Here is a 21,972-nt window from a genome sequence, read left to right as displayed (position 1 = left end):
CCACAGGAGCCGCTATGCCAATCAAGGTACTGCCGCCACAACTTGCTAACCAGATAGCAGCGGGTGAAGTTGTCGAAAGACCGGCTTCCGTGGTGAAGGAACTGGTGGAGAACAGCCTTGATGCGGGCGCGACGCGTATTGATATTGATATCGATCGTGGTGGTGCCAAACTTATCCGCATTCGCGATAACGGCTGTGGGATTGGCAAAGACGATCTGGCTTTAGCGCTGGCACGTCATGCCACCAGTAAAATTACCTGTCTTGATGATCTGGAAGCCATTCTGAGCCTCGGATTCCGCGGCGAAGCGCTGGCAAGTATCAGCTCTGTATCGCGCCTGATCCTGACATCACGCACCGCTGAACAGCATGAAGCCTGGCAGGCGTATGCCGAAGGGCGTGATATGGCGGTAACCGTCAAACCGGCGGCACATCCGCAAGGCTCGACGGTTGAAGTGCTGGATCTGTTTTACAACACGCCCGCCCGCCGCAAATTCATGCGTACTGAGAAAACCGAATTTACCCATATCGATGAAGTTGTCCGGCGGATTGCACTGGCGCGCTTTGACGTTTCTGTCAACCTCAGCCACAACGGTAAACTTATTCGTCAGTATCGTGCGGTGAAAGACCCGGCACAGTTCTCCCGTCGTCTGGCCAGTATTTGCAGCCCGACATTTGTCGAGCACGCACTGGCCGTGGAATGGAGTCATGGTGATCTGGCGATCCGTGGCTGGGTGGCGGATCCGGCCGGTTCACGCAGCCTGAGTGATATGCAGTATTGCTATGTGAACAACCGCATGATGAAAGATCGCCTCATTAATCACGCGATCCGCCAGGCGTATCAGGATCAGCTCAAAGACGATCAGCAGCCCGCGTATGTGCTTTATCTGGATGTCGATCCGCATCAGGTGGATGTGAATGTGCACCCTGCCAAACACGAAGTGCGTTTCCATCAGTCGCGGCTGGTGCATGATTTTATTTATCAGGCGGTGATGTCCGTATTGCAGCAGACGGGGGCTCCCGTGCTTGATGAACCACAACTTCAGGCAGATACACCGCGCTGGCAGCAGGAAAACCGTCAGGCTGCGGGCGGCAATCATTTCTCGCAACCGGCAGAACATAAAACGCCGGCACCGCGGGAAAATAATCCGCCACGTGAAAATGTATTTCCTGAAACAGCCCGCGTCAGCCAGCCCCGTGAACCTGCTTACCGCAACACGGAGCCCGCTTACAATCCCTCAGAAAGCCAGGCTTACGGACGTTTGTTGCAACCTGCGCCGGCGTCGTTTTCTTTACAGGAACCGGCACCTGCTGCGGCACCGCCCGCTAAGCCAGCCATTCCGGCGGCCCGTACACTGACGGAACCGGCACTGGAATCACACAGCCAGAGTTTCGGGCGTGTGCTGACGGTATGTTCCTCGGAATATGCGTTACTTGAGCGCGGCAAAAATCTGGTATTGCTGGCATTACCGGTTGCTGATCGCTGGCTGAAATGGGCGCAGCTGACACCACCCGAAGAGGGGTTGCGACCACAACCGTTATTAATTCCGCTGAAGCTGACGCTGAAAAAAGAAGAGACGACCGTGCTGGCACGGCATCAGGCGCTATTACAGCATTTTGGTTTAGAAATGCTCAGTGAGTCACAGCGTGTGACGGTTCGCGCGGTACCTTTACCATTACGCCAACAAAATTTACAAAAGTTGATACCTGATCTGTTAGGTTATCTTGCTGTTCAGCAGGAGGTGACTTCTGATGCGGTAGCTATGTGGTTTGCCCGCCACTGCGGCTGCGAGCATGAGGTCTGGACAATTTCACAAGCCATACAATTACTCACGGATGTTGAGCGTCTTTGCCCGCAATTGGTGAAATCGCCTCCGTCCGGCCTTCTGCAACCTCTTGATTTACAGCCCGCACTGGCGGCTTTTAAGCATGACTGATTCTGAAAAACACGCAGTTCCCCCGGCCATCTTTATTATGGGGCCGACCGCATCCGGTAAAACAGCACTGGCGATATCGCTGATGAAACACCTGCCTGTCGAGCTTATCAGCGTCGATTCTGCCCTGATTTATCGGGGGATGGATATTGGTACGGCGAAGCCCACGGCAGAAGAACTGGCGGAGGCGCCGCATCGGCTGATCGATATCCTCGACCCGGCACTGGCTTATTCGGCGGCTGACTTTCGTCAAGACGCATTGCGGGAAATGGCAGAAATAACCTCGCGCAATAAGATCCCGTTATTGGTAGGTGGGACTATGCTTTATTTCAAGGCGTTGCTTGAAGGTCTTTCCCCGTTGCCACCGGCTGATCCTGCCGTGCGCGAACGTATTGAAAAGCAGGCGGCGGAACAGGGCTGGGAGGCGTTACATGACCAGTTGCGTGAAATCGATCCCGTTGCGGCTATGCGAATTCATCCGAATGATCCACAGAGACTGTCCAGAGCACTGGAAGTTTTTTTTATTTCGGGTAAAACTTTAACGGAACTGACTAAAATTTCGGGTGAAACATTACCCTATCGTGTCCATCAGTTTGCGATTGCGCCGACCCGCCGTGAACTTTTACATGCGCGGATCGAGGAACGTTTTAGCCAGATGTTGTCCAATGGTTTTGAAGACGAAGTCAAAACGCTGATAGCCCGGGGCGATTTGCATACAGATTTGCCTTCCATTCGTTGTGTGGGTTATCGCCAGATGTGGTCATATTTGTCTGGTGAATTCGATTACGATGAAATGGTTTATCGTGGTGTTTGCGCGACACGACAGCTGGCCAAACGTCAGATGACCTGGTTACGAAGTTGGGAGGGTGTCGAATGGCTCGATTCTGAGAAGCCAGAAGAAGCCTTAAACCGTGTAATTCAGGTTGTTAGTGCATAGGTTGGGTGATTGTGTACAATTGATCAGTACTCAGCGCGCAATTTTTTATGTGATTTATTTTCGAGCTGATAGGCTCAAAGTTACAAACAACAAACTAATAAGGAAAAGATAGAATGGCTAAGGGGCAATCTTTGCAAGATCCGTTCCTGAACGCATTGCGTCGTGAACGTGTTCCGGTTTCTATTTACTTGGTGAATGGTATTAAGCTGCAAGGCCAGATTGAGTCTTTTGACCAGTTTGTCATTCTGTTAAAAAATACGGTTAGCCAGATGGTGTATAAACACGCTATCTCCACCGTAGTGCCTTCCCGCCCGGTGTCACATCATAGCAATAATCCAGGTACGGGCAGCACCAACAATTATCACCATGGTAGCACTCCGTCTGCGCAACAGCCGCAGCAGGAAAACGATGACGCTGAATAAAGCGCAACGTTGGTCAACCACGAAGGGGTTCATAAGTATTCCGATTATGCTTATGCACCCCCGGCTGGCGAATTTTTTCCCAATGAGAGGTCGCAAGCTTGTTTGACCGTTATGAAGCCGGTGAGCAGGCCGTACTGGTTCATATCTATTTCTCGCAAGACAAAGACACGGAAGACCTGAGCGAATTTGAATCGCTGGTATCTTCTGCAGGTGTAGAGGCGTTGCAAGTCGTCACCGGGAGCCGCAAGGCACCGCACCCAAAATACTTTGTCGGTGAAGGAAAGGCCCAAGAAATCGCAGATGCCGTCAAAGCAACGGGCGCCTCTGTCATCCTGTTTGATCACGCCTTGTCTCCCGGCCAGGAAAGAAACCTGGAAGCCTTATGCGAATGTCGCGTTGTCGACCGCACCGGATTGATATTAGATATTTTTGCCCAGCGGGCCCGGACACACGAAGGTAAGTTACAAGTAGAACTGGCGCAATTACGCCACATCGCTACCCGACTGGTTCGCGGCTGGACCCACCTTGAACGACAGGGCGGCGGCATTGGTGCGCGTGGCCCGGGTGAAACCCAGCTCGAAACTGACCGCCGTTTACTGCGCGACAGAATCACTTTGATCCTCAGCCGGCTTGAAAAAGTGGCTAAGCAGCGTGAACAGGGTCGCCGTTCACGTGTTCGTGCAGATATTCCGACGGTGTCGTTGGTGGGGTATACCAACGCCGGGAAATCTACACTTTTTAATCGTATTACTCAGGCCGATGTTTATGTGGCCAATCAGTTGTTTGCTACGCTCGATCCTACACTGCGCCGTATTATGGTGGCAGATGTCGGGGAAACCGTGTTGGCGGACACCGTAGGGTTTATTCGTCACCTGCCCCATGATTTGGTTGCGGCTTTTAAGGCAACATTGCAGGAAACCCGACAGGCATCTCTGTTACTCCATGTAATTGATGCAGCGGACATCCGGGTTCAAGAAAATATTGACGCGGTGAATACGGTGCTGGCAGAGATCGAAGCAGATGAAATTCCTGCGCTGTTAGTGATGAACAAAATAGATATGCTGGATGACTTTGTCCCGCGTATCGACCGCAACGAGGAGAATTTGCCGGTCAGGGTCTGGCTCTCAGCCGTGACAGGTGAAGGTATTCCGTTGCTTTTTCAGGCATTAACGGAGCGACTCTCTGGCGAAATCGCGCAGCATGAATTGTGCTTGCCGCCGGAAGCAGGCCGCCTTCGTAGCCGTTTTTACCAGCTTCAGGCCATTGAAAAAGAATGGATTGAAGAGGATGGCAGTATTGGTCTGGTGGTGCGAATGCCCATCGTTGACTGGCGTCGCCTCTGCAAACAAGAGCAGGAACTGGAAAGCTATGTCCGCAACCAGAGCCTGTCTGATTTAGCCTGAAGAACACCAATCATAGAATAATGGAGCTATAACATGGCGTGGAATCAGCCCGGTAATAACGGACAGGACCGCGACCCCTGGGGCAGCAGCAATAATAGCGGCAACTCTGGTGGAAATTCTGGTGGAAATAACGACAACAAAGGCGGCCGTAATCAGGGGCCACCTGACCTGGATGATATCTTCCGTAAGCTCAGCAAAAAACTGGGTGGTTTCGGCGGAAAAGGTTCAGGTAACAACAACAACGGTACGCCAACCGGTTCCGGTCATGGAATGAGTGGCACCCGGATTGCTGGCATCGCGGTCGCTGCGGTGGTGGTTATCTGGGCTGCAACGGGTTTCTATACCATCAAAGAAGCTGAGCGTGGCGTGGTAACCCGTTTTGGTAAGTTTAGCCATCTGGTTGAACCGGGCCTGAACTGGAAACCAACCTTCATCGATCAGGTGCGTGCGGTGAACGTAGAATCGGTACGTGAACTGGCTGCGTCTGGTGTAATGCTGACATCCGATGAGAACGTTGTGCGCGTTGAAATGAACGTGCAGTACCGCGTGACGGATCCTGAAGCCTATCTGTTCAGCGTCGCCAACCCTGACGACAGCCTGAGCCAGGCAACGGACAGCGCACTGCGTGGTGTTATCGGCAAATATACGATGGATAAAATCCTGACTGAAGGCCGTACCACCGTGCGTAGTGATACCCAACGTGTACTGGAAGAAACCATTCGTCCGTACAAAATGGGTATCACCATCCAGGACGTCAACTTCCAGACTGCGCGCCCACCTGAAGAAGTGAAAGCTTCCTTCGATAATGCGATCGCTGCCCGTGAAAGAGAGCAACAGTCTATTCGTGAAGCAGAAGCTTATGCGAACCAGATCCAGCCTCTGGCAAACGGTGAAGCACAGCGCTTGCTGGAAGATGCTAAAGCTTATAAAGATCGTACGGTTCTGGAAGCACAGGGTGAAGTGGCCCGTTTCTCCAAACTGTTACCTGAATATAAAGCTGCGCCTGAAATTACCCGCGAACGTCTGTATATCGAAACCATGGAAAAAGTGCTCAGCCACACCCGTAAAGTGCTGGTGAGTGATAAAGGGAATAACCTGATGGTCTTGCCGTTGGATCAAATGTTGCGCGGAAATAACGCTGCTGCAAATGATACCAGCAAGAATGATGAAACAGGTCTGTTGCCTTCCGTTCCTGGGTTGACCAGCAGTAATAGTAAAAGCAGTGCCGATAACAGCAGTTCCCGTTCGTCTGGCAGTGTCATGGACCAGCGCCGTGCAAATGCACAGCGTGACGATACACTTCGCGTAGGGAGAGAATAACAATGCGTAAGTCATTTTTACTTATCGTCGTTGTGGTGCTGGTGGCGCTTTATGCCTCACTGTTTGTGGTCCAGGAAGGTCAGCGTGGCATCGTGTTGCGTTTTGGCAAAGTTCTGCGCGACAGTGATAACAAACCGCTGGTTTATGCACCGGGCCTGCATTTCAAAGTTCCATTCGTGGAATCCATTAAAATGCTCGACGCGCGTATCCAGACCATGGATAACCAGGCTGACCGCTTCGTGACCAGCGAGAAGAAAGACTTAATCGTCGATTCTTACCTGAAATGGCGTATCAGTGATTTTAGCCGCTACTACCTGGCAACGGGCGGCGGTGATGTGTCTCAGGCAGAAATCCTGCTGAAACGTAAATTCAGTGACCGTCTGCGTTCTGAAATTGGTCGCCTTGACGTAAAAGACATCGTGACCGATTCCCGTGGTCGTCTGACCCTGGATGTGCGTGATGCATTGAACACCGGTAGCGTAGGCGATGAGCCTGAAGCGACCACTGAAGCCGATGATGCGATTGCCTCTGCAGCAAAACGTGTTGAGCAGGAAACCAAAGGTAAACAACCTGCGGTGAACCCGAACAGCATGGCGGCATTGGGTATTGAAGTAGTGGATGTACGTCTGAAACAAATCAACTTGCCGGAAGAAGTGTCCAGCGCGATTTACGATCGTATGCGTGCTGAACGTAATGCGGTGGCATTGCGTCACATCTCCCAGGGTAAAGAAGAGGCGACTAAAATCCAGGCGGCTGCGGATTACGAGAGAACACGTACCGTTGCTGAAGCAGAACGTACTGCCCGTATCACCCGTGGTGAGGGGGATGCCGAAGCGGCGAAACTGTTTGCTGACGCGTTCAGCCAGGATCCTGACTTCTACGCATTCATCCGTAGCCTGCGTGCTTACGAGGCCAGCTTCAAGAGCGGCAACGACGTCATGGTGTTAAGCCCTGACAGCGATTTCTTCCGCTTCATGAAGTCACCTGAAAAAAATAAATAATTGCTTCTGCAATTTCCAAAAGGTCCCTTAGGGGGCCTTTTGTCTTTTCTGAAACCCTCTCTTTTAAGAAGGGATGTTGCGAGACTGACTCATCATGAATTCGACAATCTGGCTGGCGCTGGCATTAGTTTTGGTTCTTGAAGGCCTGGGACCAATGATTTATCCAAAAACGTGGAGAAAAATGATCCTTTCGCTGGCGAATCTTCCGGACACGGTTTTACGCCGTTTTGGCGGTGGTCTTGTGGTTGCAGGCTTCGTAATTTACTACATGTTGCGTAGTCGTGTGGGAGGGTGAGGTTTTGTTACATGCGGTGTGTCACGTCTCGCTGAGACCGGTAGCACGCAATTAAAATTTTTCCCGCAAACGTGTGCTAAAAGTGCTGGAAAGCACAGAATGAGATGTTAGAATCCTTTTTTAAGCAACCTGGTGATTCTTGAGATGGGTAAGAACGTCGTCGTACTCGGCACTCAATGGGGTGATGAAGGGAAAGGCAAGGTCGTAGACCTGCTTACTGAACGGGCTAAATATGTTGTGCGCTATCAGGGCGGTCACAACGCCGGTCACACTCTGGTTATCAACGGTGAAAAAACCGTTCTTCATTTAATTCCGTCTGGCATTTTGCGTGAAAACGTGACCAGCATCATCGGCAACGGTGTTGTTCTGGCTCCTGACGCCTTAATGAAAGAAATGGGCGAACTTGAAGCTCGTGGCATCCCTGTACGCGAACGTCTGTTACTGTCTGAAGCTTGCCCGCTGATCCTGCCTTACCATGTCGCACTGGACATGGCGCGTGAGAAAGCGCGTGGCGATAAAGCGATCGGTACGACCGGTCGTGGTATTGGCCCGGCTTATGAAGATAAAGTGGCTCGTCGCGGTTTGCGCGTAGGCGATCTCTTCAACAAAGAAACTTTCGCTATCAAGCTGAAAGAAATCATCGAATACCATAACTTCCAGCTGGTTAACTACTACAAAGTAGAAGCCGTTGATTTCCAGAAAACGTTGGATGATGTGATGGCGATTGCCGACATCCTGACGGCTATGGTTGTTGACGTGTCTGAGCTGCTGGACGGCGCGCGTAAGCGTGGTGACCTGATCATGTTCGAAGGCGCGCAAGGCACGCTTCTGGATATCGACCACGGGACTTATCCGTACGTCACCTCTTCCAATACCACTGCTGGCGGCGTTGCCACCGGTTCGGGCATTGGTCCACGTTATGTTGATTATGTGCTGGGCATTGTGAAAGCCTACTCTACCCGCGTGGGTGCAGGTCCGTTCCCGACTGAACTGTTTGATGAAACCGGCGAGTTCCTGCGTAAGCAAGGTAACGAGTTTGGTGCGACCACTGGCCGTAGCCGTCGTTGTGGCTGGCTGGACATCGTAGCGGTGCGTCGTTCTGTGCAGATCAACTCCCTGTCTGGTTTCTGTCTGACCAAACTGGATGTGCTGGACGGTCTGAAAGAAGTGAAGCTGTGTGTCGGTTACCGCATGCCTGATGGCCGCGAAATGACCACCACGCCGCTGGCTGCTGAAGGCTGGGAAGGTATCGAGCCAATCTACGAAATTATGCCAGGCTGGACCGAAACCACCTTTGGCGTGAAAGAAGTGGAAAACCTGCCACAGGCAGCGCTGAATTACATCAAGCGTATCGAAGAACTGACTGAAGTGCCGGTTGATATTATCTCTACTGGCCCGGATCGTAGCGAAACGATGATTCTGCGTGACCCGTTTGATGCATAACAGCCAGAGCTGATTGTGTAAAGACGTCATAACCGGGCAAAATTGCCCGGTTTGTTTTTTTCTGACTCCCTTCGCTTGTTTACTTTCTATAAACCATCCACTATCTAAATGATTAGCTGCAAAGTTCGCGGCTGGTTTATCATCAAAGTGTCATAATAAACAATCATCTTCACCCTGTTGTCATTGCTGACGTGGAAAGACCGGGTAATAGCTACCCAGAGGTATGTGTGCAGTTAACGAGTTTTACTGATTATGGTTTGAGAGCCTTGATTTATATGGCGTCATTGCCGGACGATCAGATGACCAACATTTCGCAGGTCACCGAGGTTTACGGTGTATCGCGTAACCACATGGTGAAAATCATTAATCAGTTGAGCCGTGCTGGTCTGGTCACAGCCGTTCGCGGAAAGAACGGGGGTATCAAGCTGGGCAAGCCCGCAGAGACCATTCGCATTGGCGACGTGGTGCGCGAGCTGGAACCTCTTTCGCTGGTCAACTGTGCCAGTGATTTTTGTCATATCACGCCTGCATGCCGGCTAAAACAAGTCCTGCACACTGCTGTAGAACATTTTCTTGATGAGCTGAATCAGTACACTTTGGCCGATATGGTCAAAGATAACTCAACGCTCTACCAATTATTGCTTGTTGAATGAAAGACTTTCAACAAACTGCTGATGACAACGGAGGAACCGCTATGTCACAAGATCCATTCCTGGAACGAGAAGCAGAAAAATACGAATCACCTATTCCCAGCCGTGAATTTATTCTGGAACACCTCGCCAAACGTGAAACCCCAGCCAGCCGGGAAGAAATTGGTAACGAACTTAATCTCTCCGGAGAAGAAGCACTGGAAGCCCTGCGTCGCCGTCTGCGCGCGATGGAACGTGACGGGCAGTTAGTCTTTACCCGTCGCCAGTGTTACGCGCTGCCTGAGCGTCTCGACTTGCTGAAAGGCACGGTCATCGGTCATCGCGATGGTTACGGTTTCCTGCGCCTTGAAGGCGTAAAGAAAGACGATGTGTATCTTTCTGCGGAACAAATGAAAATGTGCATCCACGGCGACGTGGTACTGGCACAGCCAGTCGGAACCGACCGTAAAGGCCGCCGTGAAGCTCGCATCGTGCGTGTTCTGGTGCCGAAAACCAGCCAGATTGTGGGTCGCTACTTTACTGACGCTGGCGCCGGTTTTGTGGTGCCTGACGACAGCCGCCTGAGCTTTGATATCCTGATCCCGGCTGACGCCATTAATGGCGCACGCATGGGCTATATGGTGGTCGTTGAGCTGACACAGCGTCCGACCCGACGCACTAAAGCGGTCGGTAAAATCGTTGAGGTCCTCGGGGATAAAATGGGTACCAACATGGCGGTAGATATCGCTCTGCGTACTCATGAAATCCCCCACGTCTGGCCGCCACAGGTGCTGAAACAGGTCGAAGACCTGAGCGAACAGGTGCCGGAAGAAGCGAAAAAAGGCCGTGTCGATTTACGCAGTCTGCCGCTGGTCACCATTGATGGTGAAGATGCGCGCGACTTCGATGATGCCGTATATTGCGAGAAAAAACGCGGCGGTGGCTGGCGCCTGTGGGTGGCCATTGCCGACGTGAGCTATTACGTCCGTCACGGCACGGCGCTGGATGATGAAGCCCGCAGCCGTGCTACGTCGGTGTACTTCCCGTCGCAGGTTGTCCCGATGCTGCCGGAAGTGCTGTCCAACGGCCTGTGTTCCCTGAACCCACAGGTAGACCGCCTGTGCATGGTTTGTGAGATGACCATCTCCGCCCAGGGTAAGCTGACCAGCTCTAAGTTCTACGAAGCGGTAATGAGCTCTCATGCACGTCTGACATACAACAAAGTCTGGCGCATCATCGAAGGCGATCCGGAACTGCGCGAGCAATATTCGCCGCTGGTTAAGCATTTGCTTGAACTGCACACCATGTACAAAATGTTGGATCAGGCGCGTGCAGAGCGCGGCGGTATTGCGTTCGAAACCGAAGAAGCGAAATTTATCTTTAATGCTGAGCGTCGTATCGAACGTGTCGAGCCGACTGTACGTAACGATGCTCATAAACTGATTGAAGAGTGCATGATTCTGGCGAACATCGCTGCCGCACGTTTTGTTGAAAAACATGACGAACCGGCACTGTTCCGTGTGCATGACCGTCCAAGCGATGACCATATCTCCGCGCTGAAAAGCGTGTTGGGTGAACTGGGTCTGGTGATGGGCGGCGGCATGAAGCCTGAGCCGAAGGATTATGCTCAGATCATGGATGAACTGGCCGGCCGTCCTGACCGCGAAATGCTGCAAACCATGCTGTTGCGTTCGATGAAACAGGCGATTTACGATCCGGAAAACCGTGGCCACTTTGGTCTGGCGTTACCGTCTTACGGGCATTTCACTTCGCCAATCCGTCGTTATCCGGATCTGGCATTGCACCGTGCGATCAAGTATCTGCTGGCGAAAGAGCATGGCACGCTGAAAGATCGCTGGACGCCGACCGGTGGCTGGCACAGTGATTACGAAGATATGTTGCAACTCGGTGAGCATTGTTCGATGGCGGAACGCCGCGCGGACGAAGCCACCCGCAACGTGGCTGACTGGCTGAAATGCGACTTCATGCAGGATCATGTGGGTGAAGTCTTCACCGGCATTATCGCCAGTGTCACTGGCTTCGGCTTCTTCGTGCGTCTCAACGATCTGTTCATTGACGGTCTGGTGCATGTCTCATCGCTTGACAACGATTATTACCGTTACGATAACATCGGCCAGCGTCTGGTGGGCGAATCCTCCGGTGCGGTTTACCGCCTGGGCGATACGGTAGAAATTCGCGTCGAAGCGGTGCACATGGACGAACGTAAAATCGATTTCGCGCTGGTGTCCAGCACCCGCAAAGCGCGGGGCGAAGGCAAAACCGCGCGTGACCGCGCGAAAAAAGGGGGCGAACGTACCCTGCGTTCTGCTGCGCCAGCCAACGCTGGTCGTCGCCGCAGCGCTAAGAAAAACGTGAACTTTGAACCGGACAGCGCATTCCGCAAAGATGATGCGAAACCGGCAAAACCTAAGAAAGAAAAAGCAGTCAGTGCTGTGGGTAAAGACGGTAAGCCGAAGAAAGCCAAAAAGCCTTCTGACAAAACCGCAAAAATTGCGGCGGCGACCAGAGCCAAACGCGCGAAGAAAAAGCAGTCTGACAGCTAATCCTTTCTGACGATTCTTCTATGATAGAATCGTCTGTAACTATCCTTACTAAATTGCGGACAGCATGCTGTCCGCAAGTCTATTTTAAAGAGCATCATGAGCGAAATTATTTACGGTATTCATTCCGTTAAAGCCTTACTCGACAACGATCCGCAACGCTTTCTGGAAGTTTTTATCCTGAAAGGCCGTGACGATAAACGCCTGAAACCGCTGATCGACGAGCTGGAAGCCAGCGGTATCGTCATCCAGGTGGCGAGCCGCCAGTGGCTGGATGAGAAATCCGAAGGTGCTGTGCATCAGGGGATCATCGCGCGTGTGCGTGAAGGTCGTCAGTATCAGGAAAATGACCTGCCTGCGTTGCTCGAAAGCCTTGATTGTCCGTTCCTGCTGGTGCTTGATGGCGTAACGGACCCGCATAACCTGGGCGCCTGTCTGCGTACTGCGGATGCCGCCGGGGTTCACGCGGTAATTGTTCCGCGTGACCGTTCTGCGAAACTGAATGCCACTGCGAAGAAAGTCGCCAGCGGTGCCGCTGAAAACGTGCCGCTGATCAACGTGACCAATCTGGCGCGTACATTGCGCGTACTGCAGGAACATAATGTCTGGATCGTCGGCACGGCCGGTGAGGCCGATCATGATCTGTTCCAGAGTAAAATGACAGGCCCGATGGCACTGGTGATGGGGGCGGAAGGTGAAGGCATGCGCCGGCTGACCCGCGAACACTGTGACGAGCTGATCAGCATCCCCATGGCGGGGAGTGTCTCTTCCCTGAACGTTTCTGTAGCCACCGGTGTTTGTCTGTTCGAAGCGGTTCGCCAGCGCGGTCTGAAGAAGAGTTGATTGTTATTTTTTGCGCTGATTAAAACGGGAGCCTCAGGGCTCCCGTTTGCATTTCTGCGTTTGTGATCTGTCCGCCTGTTAATTCCCCGATTTTTACCATACTTACGCCATATCCTTTTGACAGGGAGCAGGCGATGGACTGGGAAACACACCGGGTTTTCAATCAACCCAAGCCGCTGAGTAACAGTAATTTATTTCTTTCCGATACGCCGCTGCGTGAAGCGGTTTCCCGCCAGCAGGCGGGCTGGGATGCAGATGTGCTGGCGTCCCTCGGGCAACAATTAGGTTCTGCGGAATCGCTTGAGCTGGGAAGGCTGGCGAATGCTAATCCGCCTGATCTTTTGCGCTATGACGCTACCGGCGAGCGTCTTGATGACGTGCGTTTCCACCCGGCATGGCATCTGCTGATGCAGGGGCTGATCGCCAACCGTGTGCACAATTTACCGTGGCAGGAAGATGCGCGGGTGGGAGCAGTAGTGGCGCGTGCAGCGCGTTTTATTCTTCACGGCCAGGTTGAAGCGGGGACGCTATGTCCGGTGACAATGACATTTGGTGCGATCCCGCTGCTGCAAAAATATCTTCCGCCGGATTTCAGTGGCTGGATGAAACCCCTGTTATCTGACCGTTATGATCCGCATCTGCAAGCCGGCGATCAGAAGAAAGGCGTGCTGATCGGTATGGGCATGACGGAAAAACAGGGGGGCTCGGACGTGCTCAGTAACACCACGCGGGCGACAGCACTGGAAGGCCGCGGTAGCGGAAAACCTTATCACCTGGTGGGGCACAAATGGTTTTTCTCCGTGCCGCAAAGTGATGCACATTTGGTGCTGGCGCAGGCAGGTGGCGGACTTTCCTGTTTCTTTTTGCCACGGATTTTGCCTGACGGGTCACGCAATGCTATCCGCATTGAGCGGCTGAAGGACAAACTCGGTAACCGTTCGAATGCCAGCAGTGAAGTGGAGTTTCAGAACGCCACTGGCTGGTTGCTGGGAGAGGAAGGTGAAGGCATTCGTCATATCCTCAAAATGGGCGGTCATACACGGTTTGACTGTGCGCTGGGCAGCCACGCCATGATGCGCCGGGCATTGTCCGTAGCGTTGTATCATGCGTTCCAGCGACAGGTGTTTGGTAAACCCTTAACCGAACAGCCTATGATGCGTCAGACACTCAGCCGGATGGCGTTATATCTGGAAGGGCAAACCCTGCTACTGATGCGTCTGGCTACCGCTTGCGGAGAGCGCAATAATCCGGCGGAACAATTGTTATGCCGCCTGCTCACGCCCGCTGCGAAGTTCGAAGTCTGCCGTCAGGGGATGCCGTTTGTAGCCGGGGCGATGGAAGTGCTGGGGGGGATTGGCTATTGCGAAGATAGCGAGTTACCGCGTTTGTATCGCGAAATGCCGGTCAACAGTATCTGGGAAGGGTCGGGAAATATCATGTGTCTTGATGTGCTGCGCACGCTGAAAAAGCTGCCTGCCAGTGCGGAAATGGTTCAGCAGATTTTTCAGCAGGTGCGCGGACAAAACCGCATCTTTGACCGGGTGTCACGCCAGTTTTTACACCGGCTGCATGCGCCGGAAGAAGCGCAAGGGCGCTGGCTGACCGGCCAGCTATGTAACCTGATGACAGCGACGCAAATGCTGGCGTTTGCGTCGCCACCGGTGGCAGATGCGTGGTGTCGCATGGTGCTGGATCCGCGCGGAGAAACACGGCTGCCGGAACGGCTATGTCAGTTACTGCTCAACCGCGCCATCGGCGCTGAATAACGAACGTTTAGCGGTAAAGTATGGCCTGAGAATACCAGCGGCCTGGCATGATGGTTTCGCTGTTAAACATAATCACGTAGTAACGGGCACCCGCAGCGTCGGCTTTGCGCTGGATTTCGGCTTCGGCATCCATCGGGCTGCCAATTACGCCAGCAGTAACATTACCAATTTTGGTCAGCGTGGAGGTTTGCGCCCGGGTAATTTCCTGCGCTTTGTCCGTCGGTGCAGGCGGTGCAACCGGTACGGTTTGCGTCAGATGACTGCAACCATTCAGTGCCACCAGTAAAAGCAGCAGGGCAGGGCGTCGGAGAAATGTCATCGTGATTTCCGGTAAAAGGGTAATGATCAAAGTGTAGCCCTTTCACCGGTATGCTGGCGAGTCTGCGTGGCATTTATTGCCGCGCAGACTCGCATTCTATCGTTCGGAAATTTTAAAGACGCTGACCAGTTGTGAGAGATGGCGACCTTGTTCACTGAGTGCCGCCGCAGTTTGCTGGGAATTTTCCACCAGTGTGGCGTTTTCCTGCGTCGCTTTGCCAATCTGCATAATGGCAATATTTACCTGCGAAATACCGGAAGACTGTTCGTGTGCTGCCACATCGATATCGCTCATCAGCACTTTTACCTGATTAATGCCCTGTAAGATATTGCTCATGTTTGCCTGCGTTTTGGCCGCGCTCTGATGGCCGTCTTCGACTTTATTCAGGGAATCTGCGACCAGATTTTCAATCTCTTTCACGGCATTTGAACTGCGCTGCGCCAGTGCCCTGACTTCCGAGGCGACAACCGCAAATCCGCGTCCGTGCTCACCGGCTCTGGCGGCCTCTACGGCGGCATTAAGGGCCAGGATATTAGTCTGGAAGGCAATGCCTTCGATAACGGTTGTGATATCCGCGATGCGCGTTGAAGCGTGTTTAATCGCCTCCATGCTCATGACCGACTGATTCACCGCCTCCGCGCCAACGGTGGCCGCTTTATCGGTCTGTTGCACCAGCTGTGTGGCCTGTGTGGCGTTGTCCGCAGTGTTCTGAACGGTAGCGGTAATCTGCTCCATACTGGCCGATGTTTCTTCAAGACTGCTGGCTTGTGTGCCGATTTGCTGAGTGATCTGATCGCTGTCGTGCGCTAATCCTTGGGTATTCATCATGATTTCAGACGAAACCTGCCGTACCTCGCCGACAATTTTTTCCAGCCCGTGACCAATACCGTCAATGGCATGCATCAGTGCACCAATTTCATCGATGCGCTGCGTCTCAGCGCGCGCACGCAGGTCCCCGCTGGCATATTGTTGTGCGATACGCACGACCTCGCTCAGCGGGCGGCTGACCAGTTTGCGGGTCAGTCCGATAAACAGAGCCGCAAAACACGCCAGCGCCAGCAGGCTTATCAGCAGAAACTGATTGCGCGTACTGTTGACCTGTTCCATCAGGCTGTTTTTATCTGTGCTGCCCACGACCACCCAATGCCAGGCCGGAACATTCGCATATACCATAAATTGCTGATGTTGGCTGGCCGCATCCGTGTATTCGCGCTGGCCTTTTGGCTGCGACATGACCTGTTGTAACTCGCCGTCAGGCCACGCAGGGGTTTTACCTTCCCCGGTCGGATGAACCAGATATTTACCCCGATCTTTCCCCGGTGCGCTGTTGAGCACAAAGAAATACCCTTTCTCACCAATACGTTTGGACAGGATTTTCTGGCGCATATCGGCATATTCTGCCGTGATATCGACACCCACGAACAAAATCCCGATCACATTGCCCTGCGCATCGCGCACCGGCTGGTATTTGGTAATGTATTGTTTACCAAATAACGTCGCCAGCCCGTTAAAGGATTGTCCGGCCATGATCTGTGCATAAGCCGGGCTGGTATTGTCGAGCAACGTGCCAATAGCGCGGTTGCCGTCCTGTTTTTTCAGGGACGTGGTTACGCGGATAAAGTCATCGCCGCGTCGGGCAAATATCGTAGAAATTGCGCCGGTGCGTGCCAGAAAATCATCAGGGATTTTACTGTCCAGATTCAGTGGCGTACCACCTGCTTTAATGACCGGTGTGGACTGATTACCCACCATGATCGGGCTGGTAGTGTCCAGTTCGAAATCCGACGGCAGAAAATGACTGAACAGACGCGTATAGCTGTCCACTTCCGCATTCAGGCTGGCGTTGTACATTTCAATCATATCTACCACGCCGGTGACCTGTTCAGAAATAGCGTTAACGGTCAGTTCACTGACCTGCTTTCCGGCAGAATGCGTCAGTGACAAAGTGAAAATAATAAATAAGGTTCCGACGAGCAGAGAGGCGATGCTGGCCAGTTTTGCGCCAATGCTCCACCGTCGAAATGCACGTTTTGATGTTTTTTTCATGGTTTTTTCCCGTTAGCTTCTGATAGCGCACTAACGGCGGAGAACGGGAAAGGATTAATGTTCAAATGTAACTATTTATTTCATTTTAAATTGATCTGAATCAATGAAATAAATGCGAATGTGTGAATTTGGATTAAGGCTGGCCCACTGAAAAAGCGGGTTTCGAATAACGGGTTATAAACCATACGAAAAAGGTTGTGGTCGCGATTTTTCAGACCCGTAGAATATCAACACCGACAGAGACCGAAATTTTTTCTAAATACGCAGGGGAAGATACGATGGTTGAGATGTACGAAGAAAATATTGACGGGATCCAGGTGATTCATGCCGTGCCCGCCGGCCAGTATCAGCAGCAACTCCCGACGATTTTTTTCTATCACGGTTTTCTGTCTTCTAAAGAGATTTACTCGTATTTCGGCTACACACTGGCGAAAACGGGTTTTCGAGTGATCCTGCCTGATGCGTTAATGCACGGCGCACGTGCGGAACACAGTGAAGAGCGCTGTCTGGCGAATTTCTGGCATATTTTACAGAACAATATTGATGAGCTGGCCTTGCTAAAAGAAGCGTTTGTCGGACGGGGTCTGGCGGATCCGCAGCGTTTAGGCGTCGGCGGCGTTTCTATGGGCGGCATGACCACCATGGCAGCGCTGATCAAATTCCCGTGGATTAAAGCGGCGGCAAACCTGATGGGTTCTGGTTATTTTGCGCGTTTATCCCACCATCTTTTCCCTGCTTACAATGCCGGTGGCATTGTGCAGCGTGACATATTTGAACGCGAGATTGCGCCTTTACTGCGTCTGGATTTCAGCGGTAAAGCAGCATTAATCGCAGATATTCCTTTGTTTGTCTGGCATGGTGAAGAAGATGATGTGGTGCCGTTTGGCGAAAGCCAGCGTTTGCGGCAGGAGCTGGCTGAAAGTGGCGCGGATACCCATCTGACTTTTATTTCTGAGGCCGGTGCAAAGCATAAAGTCTCGGTTCATGCGCTGGCTGAAGCCACAGCTTTCTTTGCCGAAAAGCTGTAAAGAAATTAATCTGCCTTTCTCCTTGAGTTTCCCACAGGCTGTACATATAATTGCGCGTCATTTTTTCGACCGCACACAAACACGTTCCTTGCTTCCATGGGCCGCGGTTGACCCTGACAGGAGGCTGAATAATCCGTAAGGAGCAATTCGATGCGTCATTACGAAATCGTTTTTATGGTTCACCCTGACCAAAGCGAACAGGTTCCGGGCATGATCGAGCGTTACAGTGCAGTAATCACTAACGCTGCGGGTCAGATTCACCGTCTGGAAGACTGGGGCCGCCGTCAACTGGCTTACCCGATCAACAAACTGCACAAAGCGCACTACGTTCTGCTGAACGTTGAAGCGCCGCAGGAAGCGATCGATGAGCTGGAAACTAACTTCCGCTTCAACGACGCCGTTATCCGTAGCATGGTTATGCGTACTAAACACGCGGTAACTGAAGCATCTCCAATGGTTAAAGCAAAAGACGAACGTCGTGATCGTCGTGAAGATTTTGCTGAAGCTAATGATGATGCTGAAGCTGGGGATTCTGAAGAGTAATTGCCGTGACGGCGAATCGTCTGGTGTTGTCAGGCACTGTGTGCAAGACCCCCATTCGTAAAGTCAGTCCTTCGGGCATTCCGCATTGCCAGTTTGTGCTAGAGCATAAATCATCGCAGCAGGAAGCCGGATTCAACCGACAAGCATGGTGCAGAATGCCCGTGGTTGTCAGTGGACAAGCGTCACAAGCATTAACTCACAGTATAACGGTCGGCACGCAACTCACTGTTACCGGATTCATTAGCTGCCATCAAGGGCGCAATGGTCTGAATAAAGTGGTGTTACATGCCGAGCAGATTGATTTGATAGATTCTGGAGACTAGCCTAATGGCACGTTATTTCCGTCGTCGCAAGTTCTGCCGTTTCACCGCGGAAGGCGTTGTAGAGATTGATTACAAAGACATCGCTACACTGAAAAACTACATTACCGAAAGCGGTAAAATTGTCCCGAGCCGTATTACCGGTACTCGTGCAAAATACCAGCGTCAGCTCGCTCGTTGCATCAAGCGCGCTCGCTACCTTTCATTGTTGCCATACACTGATCGTCATCAGTAATCGGCCACTGTCTATTAACGACTTTGAGAGGATAAAGTAATGCAAGTTATTCTGCTTGATAAAGTAGCAAACCTGGGCAGCCTGGGTGATCAAGTTAACGTTAAAGCGGGCTACGCTCGTAACTTCCTGGTACCACAGGGCAAAGCTGTTCCTGCTACCAAGAAAAACGTTGAATTTTTCGAAGCACGCCGTGCAGAGCTGGAAGCTAAACTGGCTGACGTTCTGTCCGCTGCTGAAGCTCGCGCAACTAAAATCAACGAACTGGGTTCAGTAACCATCGCGTCTAAATCAGGCGACGAAGGCAAACTGTTCGGCTCTATCGGTACCCGCGATATCGCTGATGCAGTAACTGCTGCTGGCGTTGAAGTTGCTAAAAGCGAAGTTCGTTTGCCGAATGGCGTTCTGCGTACCACTGGTGAACACGAAGTTGAGTTCCAGGTACACAGCGACGTATTCGCTAAACTGAACGTAGTTGTGGTTGCTGAAGCGTAATAACGCGTCAGTTAACCCGTGAAACGCCGGCCTTGTGCCGGCGTTTTGCTTTTCTGCGTTCAGGAAAATGTACAGACAGGGAAAGGATAAAAAACGGATCAGTTGCCGCGCTGGAAACTGCCGTCCGGCTGACGGGTAAATGTCACCGTAACATTTTGATCAGTTGTCACTTGCAGGGCCATGACCACTCCCTGTGCATCACGCTGTATCTTCACTTCCTGCCCGGTCTTCAGAGTGCTCAGCGGTTTGTCCGCTCCTTCTACCCGTGCCATCGAAAATACATCATTGACCGCCATATTATTATCGCGGAACAACTGTGCCAGCGTCTGACCCGATTGCACCTGATAACTGCGCCATGTACCGCTGTTGTCATTACTCTGCGGCTGAACAGGCTCAGGCTGCGCCATTTGCGTAGTACGACCCTGATCGTTACGCAAATCGGCCTGCATGGGGATGCTGGTCGGTTGTTGCGATTGCGACGGTGTATAGGTATTTTCTGGCGTATACGGCCACAACAACGCCAGCAGAATCACCAGGACAGCGAGAATAATGCCGCGGCGGTGTGCATATGGCAGGGGCGACAACCAGTGAAAATCGTCACTCATATGCCAGATTTTGCTCAGCAGCGTTTTGCCCCGGGTTGAGGCGGAAGTTCCGGTCTCCGTTTCTGCAGACGTGATTTCACTCTCACTTTCACTCTCACTTTCACTCTGCGGCGCTGTGGTATCGCGCATCGGCCTTTTCATAATGGCAATCCAGGATCTCAACATGGGTTGATAAATACGGATGGCTTTCCTTCTCCTGGGCGGGATTCTGCCCATGACGACCTCTCTTGTTAACTGTCGTAATGTCGACTGCCTGTTGCTGCCTAGTATAGCTGTTTAACTGCTTGATGCGGAAAGGGACAAAGCACAAATATCACCCAAACGATGCCCTGAAGGCTATCAAATGCGAAAAATTTCCCGAAAAGGGGAAGGAACTGCGTCTGCTGTCATGTTGCCTTACAGAGGATTTTACCCAAAAGCCTTGCGCTGCTATGCTGCGCCTTCGATATTTTTAAGAGCTAAGGAAATTTCATGACTACCCCTTCATTTGACAGCGTAGAAGCGCAGGCAAGTTACGGTATCGGCCTGCAGGTCGGTCAACAATTGCAGGAATCAGGTTTGCAGGGCTTAGAGCCTGACGCACTGCTGGCAGGCTTACGCGATGCGCTGGAAGGGAATACGCCAGCCGTTCCTGTTGACGTGGTTCACCGTGCGCTGCGTGAAGTCCACGAACGTGCTGATACTGTTCGTCGTGAACGTCAGGAAGCTCTGGCTGTTCAGGGGCAGGAATTTCTGGCGGCCAATGCACAGCGCGAAGGCGTGAGCAGCACCGAATCCGGTCTGCAATTCTCTGTCATCACTCAGGGCGAAGGTTCAATCCCGGGCCGCCAGGATCGTGTACGTGTTCACTACACCGGTAAACTGATTGACGGCACTGTGTTCGACAGTTCCGTACAGCGTGGTGAACCGGCTGAATTCCCGGTCAATGGTGTTATCGCAGGCTGGATCGAAGCACTGACCCTGATGCCGGTAGGTTCTAAATGGGAATTGTATATCCCACATAACCTGGCTTACGGTGAACGTGGTGCGGGTGCTTCCATCCCTCCATACAGCGCACTGATCTTTGAAGTTGAGCTGCTGGAAATTCTGTAATTCCTCAGGGATAACAGCAACAGAAAAGGGCGCTTATGCGCCCTTTTCTGTTGCTGAAACCTGACTTATTCGCCACGCAGCGCGCGCGGGAACAACAGGTTGTTTTCCAGATGGATATGCTCCATCAGGTCGGTGATAAATTCGTTGATACCGGCGTACAGTGCCCGCCAGGTCACACACGCCCCGTCAGGCGGCGTTACACCATTGGTCAGGCGTTTAATCTCTTCCAGAATCTGTCCCGCATCATCGTGCTCACGTTCCATGACTGAGATCGGACCGGCGGCCTGACGGCCCATTCCGCCGCGTATCATTGGGAACAGGATCTGTTCTTCTTTCATCATGTGGCTGGTCAGCTCTTCCAGAATCAGTTGCAGTTGAACCGCCAGTCCGTGCGGGCAAGGTAATTTGTCACCGTGTACCCGTTCCACTTTGCCGGCCATCAGAATCATTTCCGGCAACTCCTGACGGTGACGGTCATGGTAGCGTGGAATAATAAAATCGATAATTTGCGCCAGCGGTGCGGTTTTCCAGTCAGTAGAGGTATCCGGCAGTTGGGCAATTTCAGCAATCTGTTGTTCGATGAGATGAATATCCAGCTCTTTTTTGGTAACCGCGCGCAACAGGGTTTGTTTACCACCGCAGCAAAAATCGAGATCGTACTGACGGAACAAACGTGTAGCACGCGGAATGGCAACAGCCAGAGCGCCAAGGGGTTGGTCGCGATAGTCCATGATGAAGCCT

General features: G+C 52.3%; 22 protein-coding genes. 18 read left to right on the top strand and 4 right to left on the bottom strand.

Features of this window, described 5'->3' with window-relative positions; translation table 11 throughout:
• The first annotated feature begins 14 nt into the window (after positions 1-14).
• The 12 genes from mutL (at position 15) to EVX52_RS15930 (ending at position 14,551) form a co-directional block, all read left to right on the top strand.
• A complete protein-coding gene (mutL, locus tag EVX52_RS15985; RefSeq protein ID WP_129954252.1) occupies positions 15-1,934 on the top strand; it encodes a DNA mismatch repair endonuclease MutL in 1,920 nt (639 codons plus the stop codon).
• Complete coding sequence (gene miaA / locus EVX52_RS15980; protein WP_129954254.1) at positions 1,927-2,868, top strand: tRNA (adenosine(37)-N6)-dimethylallyltransferase MiaA; 942 nt, start codon at positions 1,927-1,929, stop codon at positions 2,866-2,868. Before mutL ends, miaA begins: the two co-directional genes overlap by 8 nt.
• A gap of 113 nt (positions 2,869-2,981) precedes the next feature.
• Positions 2,982-3,290 carry an RNA chaperone Hfq gene (hfq, locus tag EVX52_RS15975; protein WP_095923701.1) on the top strand — a complete coding sequence of 103 codons (309 nt, stop codon included), beginning with the start codon at positions 2,982-2,984 and terminating at the stop codon, positions 3,288-3,290.
• A gap of 98 nt (positions 3,291-3,388) precedes the next feature.
• Positions 3,389-4,693, top strand: a complete 1,305-nt coding sequence (gene hflX / locus EVX52_RS15970) for a ribosome rescue GTPase HflX (protein ID WP_129954255.1) — start codon at positions 3,389-3,391, stop codon at positions 4,691-4,693.
• Between the two features lie 33 nt (positions 4,694-4,726).
• A complete protein-coding gene (gene hflK, locus EVX52_RS15965; RefSeq protein WP_129954257.1) occupies positions 4,727-6,013 on the top strand; it encodes an FtsH protease activity modulator HflK in 1,287 nt (428 codons plus the stop codon).
• Between the two features lie 2 nt (positions 6,014-6,015).
• Entirely contained in the window at positions 6,016-7,014 is a 999-nt protein-coding gene (hflC, locus tag EVX52_RS15960) for a protease modulator HflC (RefSeq protein ID WP_013573766.1), read from the top strand.
• Positions 7,015-7,108: 94 nt separating this feature from the next.
• Positions 7,109-7,309, top strand: coding sequence for a DUF2065 domain-containing protein (locus tag EVX52_RS15955; RefSeq protein WP_129954259.1), 201 nt, complete (start codon positions 7,109-7,111; stop codon positions 7,307-7,309).
• A gap of 144 nt (positions 7,310-7,453) precedes the next feature.
• A complete protein-coding gene (locus tag EVX52_RS15950) occupies positions 7,454-8,752 on the top strand; it encodes an adenylosuccinate synthase (RefSeq protein ID WP_013573768.1) in 1,299 nt (432 codons plus the stop codon).
• Positions 8,753-8,979: 227 nt separating this feature from the next.
• On the top strand, positions 8,980-9,405 hold the full coding sequence (nsrR, locus tag EVX52_RS15945) for a nitric oxide-sensing transcriptional repressor NsrR (RefSeq protein ID WP_129954261.1): 426 nt from the start codon (positions 8,980-8,982) through the stop codon (positions 9,403-9,405).
• Positions 9,406-9,446: 41 nt separating this feature from the next.
• Entirely contained in the window at positions 9,447-11,945 is a 2,499-nt protein-coding gene (gene rnr / locus EVX52_RS15940) for a ribonuclease R (protein ID WP_129991642.1), read from the top strand.
• A 96-nt stretch (positions 11,946-12,041) separates the two neighbouring features.
• A complete protein-coding gene (rlmB, locus tag EVX52_RS15935; RefSeq protein ID WP_014411562.1) occupies positions 12,042-12,785 on the top strand; it encodes a 23S rRNA (guanosine(2251)-2'-O)-methyltransferase RlmB in 744 nt (247 codons plus the stop codon).
• Positions 12,786-12,919: 134 nt separating this feature from the next.
• A complete protein-coding gene (locus EVX52_RS15930) occupies positions 12,920-14,551 on the top strand; it encodes an isovaleryl-CoA dehydrogenase (RefSeq protein ID WP_129991641.1) in 1,632 nt (543 codons plus the stop codon).
• 7 nt (positions 14,552-14,558) lie between these two features.
• Here EVX52_RS15930 and bsmA read toward each other — a convergent pair whose 3' ends face one another.
• Together bsmA and EVX52_RS15920 are read right to left on the bottom strand one after the other, a co-directional pair.
• Positions 14,559-14,870 carry a biofilm peroxide resistance protein BsmA gene (gene bsmA / locus EVX52_RS15925; protein ID WP_129991640.1) on the bottom strand — a complete coding sequence of 104 codons (312 nt, stop codon included), beginning with the start codon at positions 14,868-14,870 and terminating at the stop codon, positions 14,559-14,561.
• Positions 14,871-14,966: 96 nt separating this feature from the next.
• The gene (locus tag EVX52_RS15920; RefSeq protein WP_129954271.1) at positions 14,967-16,916 is read right to left on the bottom strand and encodes a methyl-accepting chemotaxis protein; all 1,950 of its coding nucleotides are present in this window, start codon (positions 16,914-16,916) and stop codon (positions 14,967-14,969) included.
• A gap of 278 nt (positions 16,917-17,194) precedes the next feature.
• Between EVX52_RS15920 and yjfP the strand changes: the two genes are divergently transcribed.
• From yjfP to rplI, 5 genes are all read left to right on the top strand, one after another.
• Positions 17,195-17,944, top strand: coding sequence for an esterase (yjfP, locus tag EVX52_RS15915; RefSeq protein WP_129954273.1), 750 nt, complete (start codon positions 17,195-17,197; stop codon positions 17,942-17,944).
• 150 nt (positions 17,945-18,094) lie between these two features.
• Positions 18,095-18,487: a 30S ribosomal protein S6 gene (rpsF, locus tag EVX52_RS15905; protein ID WP_013573776.1), complete on the top strand. Its 393-nt coding sequence runs from the start codon at positions 18,095-18,097 to the stop codon at positions 18,485-18,487.
• A 5-nt stretch (positions 18,488-18,492) separates the two neighbouring features.
• Positions 18,493-18,810, top strand: coding sequence for a primosomal replication protein N (gene priB / locus EVX52_RS15900; RefSeq protein WP_013573777.1), 318 nt, complete (start codon positions 18,493-18,495; stop codon positions 18,808-18,810).
• A gap of 4 nt (positions 18,811-18,814) precedes the next feature.
• On the top strand, positions 18,815-19,042 hold the full coding sequence (gene rpsR, locus EVX52_RS15895; RefSeq protein ID WP_002210155.1) for a 30S ribosomal protein S18: 228 nt from the start codon (positions 18,815-18,817) through the stop codon (positions 19,040-19,042).
• A 39-nt stretch (positions 19,043-19,081) separates the two neighbouring features.
• On the top strand, positions 19,082-19,534 hold the full coding sequence (gene rplI / locus EVX52_RS15890; protein ID WP_129954277.1) for a 50S ribosomal protein L9: 453 nt from the start codon (positions 19,082-19,084) through the stop codon (positions 19,532-19,534).
• Positions 19,535-19,632: 98 nt separating this feature from the next.
• Here rplI and EVX52_RS15885 read toward each other — a convergent pair whose 3' ends face one another.
• A complete protein-coding gene (locus tag EVX52_RS15885; protein ID WP_129954279.1) occupies positions 19,633-20,355 on the bottom strand; it encodes a LysM-like peptidoglycan-binding domain-containing protein in 723 nt (240 codons plus the stop codon).
• A gap of 255 nt (positions 20,356-20,610) precedes the next feature.
• Here EVX52_RS15885 and fklB point away from each other — a divergent pair, with 255 nt between their 5' ends.
• Complete coding sequence (fklB, locus tag EVX52_RS15880; RefSeq protein WP_129954281.1) at positions 20,611-21,231, top strand: FKBP-type peptidyl-prolyl cis-trans isomerase; 621 nt, start codon at positions 20,611-20,613, stop codon at positions 21,229-21,231.
• 65 nt (positions 21,232-21,296) lie between these two features.
• On the opposite strand, the gene ytfE is transcribed toward fklB, so the two are convergent.
• Complete coding sequence (gene ytfE, locus EVX52_RS15875) at positions 21,297-21,962, bottom strand: iron-sulfur cluster repair protein YtfE (RefSeq protein ID WP_129991639.1); 666 nt, start codon at positions 21,960-21,962, stop codon at positions 21,297-21,299.
• Positions 21,963-21,972: the final 10 nt, after the last annotated feature.

The sequence above is a fragment of the Rahnella sp. CFA14(1/10) genome, assembly GCF_004195095.1.
Taxonomy (GTDB): domain Bacteria; phylum Pseudomonadota; class Gammaproteobacteria; order Enterobacterales; family Enterobacteriaceae; genus Rahnella; species Rahnella perminowiae.
The sequence above is the reverse complement of the archived record's forward strand: the minus strand, read 5'-3'. Positions and strand labels throughout refer to the sequence as shown.

Coding starts and splice junctions, on each gene's coding strand:
- mutL (WP_129954252.1), top strand. CDS start 15: ATGCCAATCAAGGTACTGCCGCCACAACTTGCTAACCAGATAGCAGCG.
- miaA (WP_129954254.1), top strand. CDS start 1,927: ATGACTGATTCTGAAAAACACGCAGTTCCCCCGGCCATCTTTATTATG.
- hfq (WP_095923701.1), top strand. CDS start 2,982: ATGGCTAAGGGGCAATCTTTGCAAGATCCGTTCCTGAACGCATTGCGT.
- hflK (WP_129954257.1), top strand. CDS start 4,727: ATGGCGTGGAATCAGCCCGGTAATAACGGACAGGACCGCGACCCCTGG.
- hflC (WP_013573766.1), top strand. CDS start 6,016: ATGCGTAAGTCATTTTTACTTATCGTCGTTGTGGTGCTGGTGGCGCTT.
- EVX52_RS15955 (WP_129954259.1), top strand. CDS start 7,109: ATGAATTCGACAATCTGGCTGGCGCTGGCATTAGTTTTGGTTCTTGAA.
- EVX52_RS15950 (WP_013573768.1), top strand. CDS start 7,454: ATGGGTAAGAACGTCGTCGTACTCGGCACTCAATGGGGTGATGAAGGG.
- rnr (WP_129991642.1), top strand. CDS start 9,447: ATGTCACAAGATCCATTCCTGGAACGAGAAGCAGAAAAATACGAATCA.
- rlmB (WP_014411562.1), top strand. CDS start 12,042: ATGAGCGAAATTATTTACGGTATTCATTCCGTTAAAGCCTTACTCGAC.
- EVX52_RS15930 (WP_129991641.1), top strand. CDS start 12,920: ATGGACTGGGAAACACACCGGGTTTTCAATCAACCCAAGCCGCTGAGT.
- bsmA (WP_129991640.1), bottom strand. CDS start 14,870: ATGACATTTCTCCGACGCCCTGCCCTGCTGCTTTTACTGGTGGCACTG.
- EVX52_RS15920 (WP_129954271.1), bottom strand. CDS start 16,916: ATGAAAAAAACATCAAAACGTGCATTTCGACGGTGGAGCATTGGCGCA.
- yjfP (WP_129954273.1), top strand. CDS start 17,195: ATGGTTGAGATGTACGAAGAAAATATTGACGGGATCCAGGTGATTCAT.
- rpsF (WP_013573776.1), top strand. CDS start 18,095: ATGCGTCATTACGAAATCGTTTTTATGGTTCACCCTGACCAAAGCGAA.
- rpsR (WP_002210155.1), top strand. CDS start 18,815: ATGGCACGTTATTTCCGTCGTCGCAAGTTCTGCCGTTTCACCGCGGAA.
- rplI (WP_129954277.1), top strand. CDS start 19,082: ATGCAAGTTATTCTGCTTGATAAAGTAGCAAACCTGGGCAGCCTGGGT.
- EVX52_RS15885 (WP_129954279.1), bottom strand. CDS start 20,355: ATGGGCAGAATCCCGCCCAGGAGAAGGAAAGCCATCCGTATTTATCAA.
- fklB (WP_129954281.1), top strand. CDS start 20,611: ATGACTACCCCTTCATTTGACAGCGTAGAAGCGCAGGCAAGTTACGGT.
- ytfE (WP_129991639.1), bottom strand. CDS start 21,962: ATGGACTATCGCGACCAACCCCTTGGCGCTCTGGCTGTTGCCATTCCG.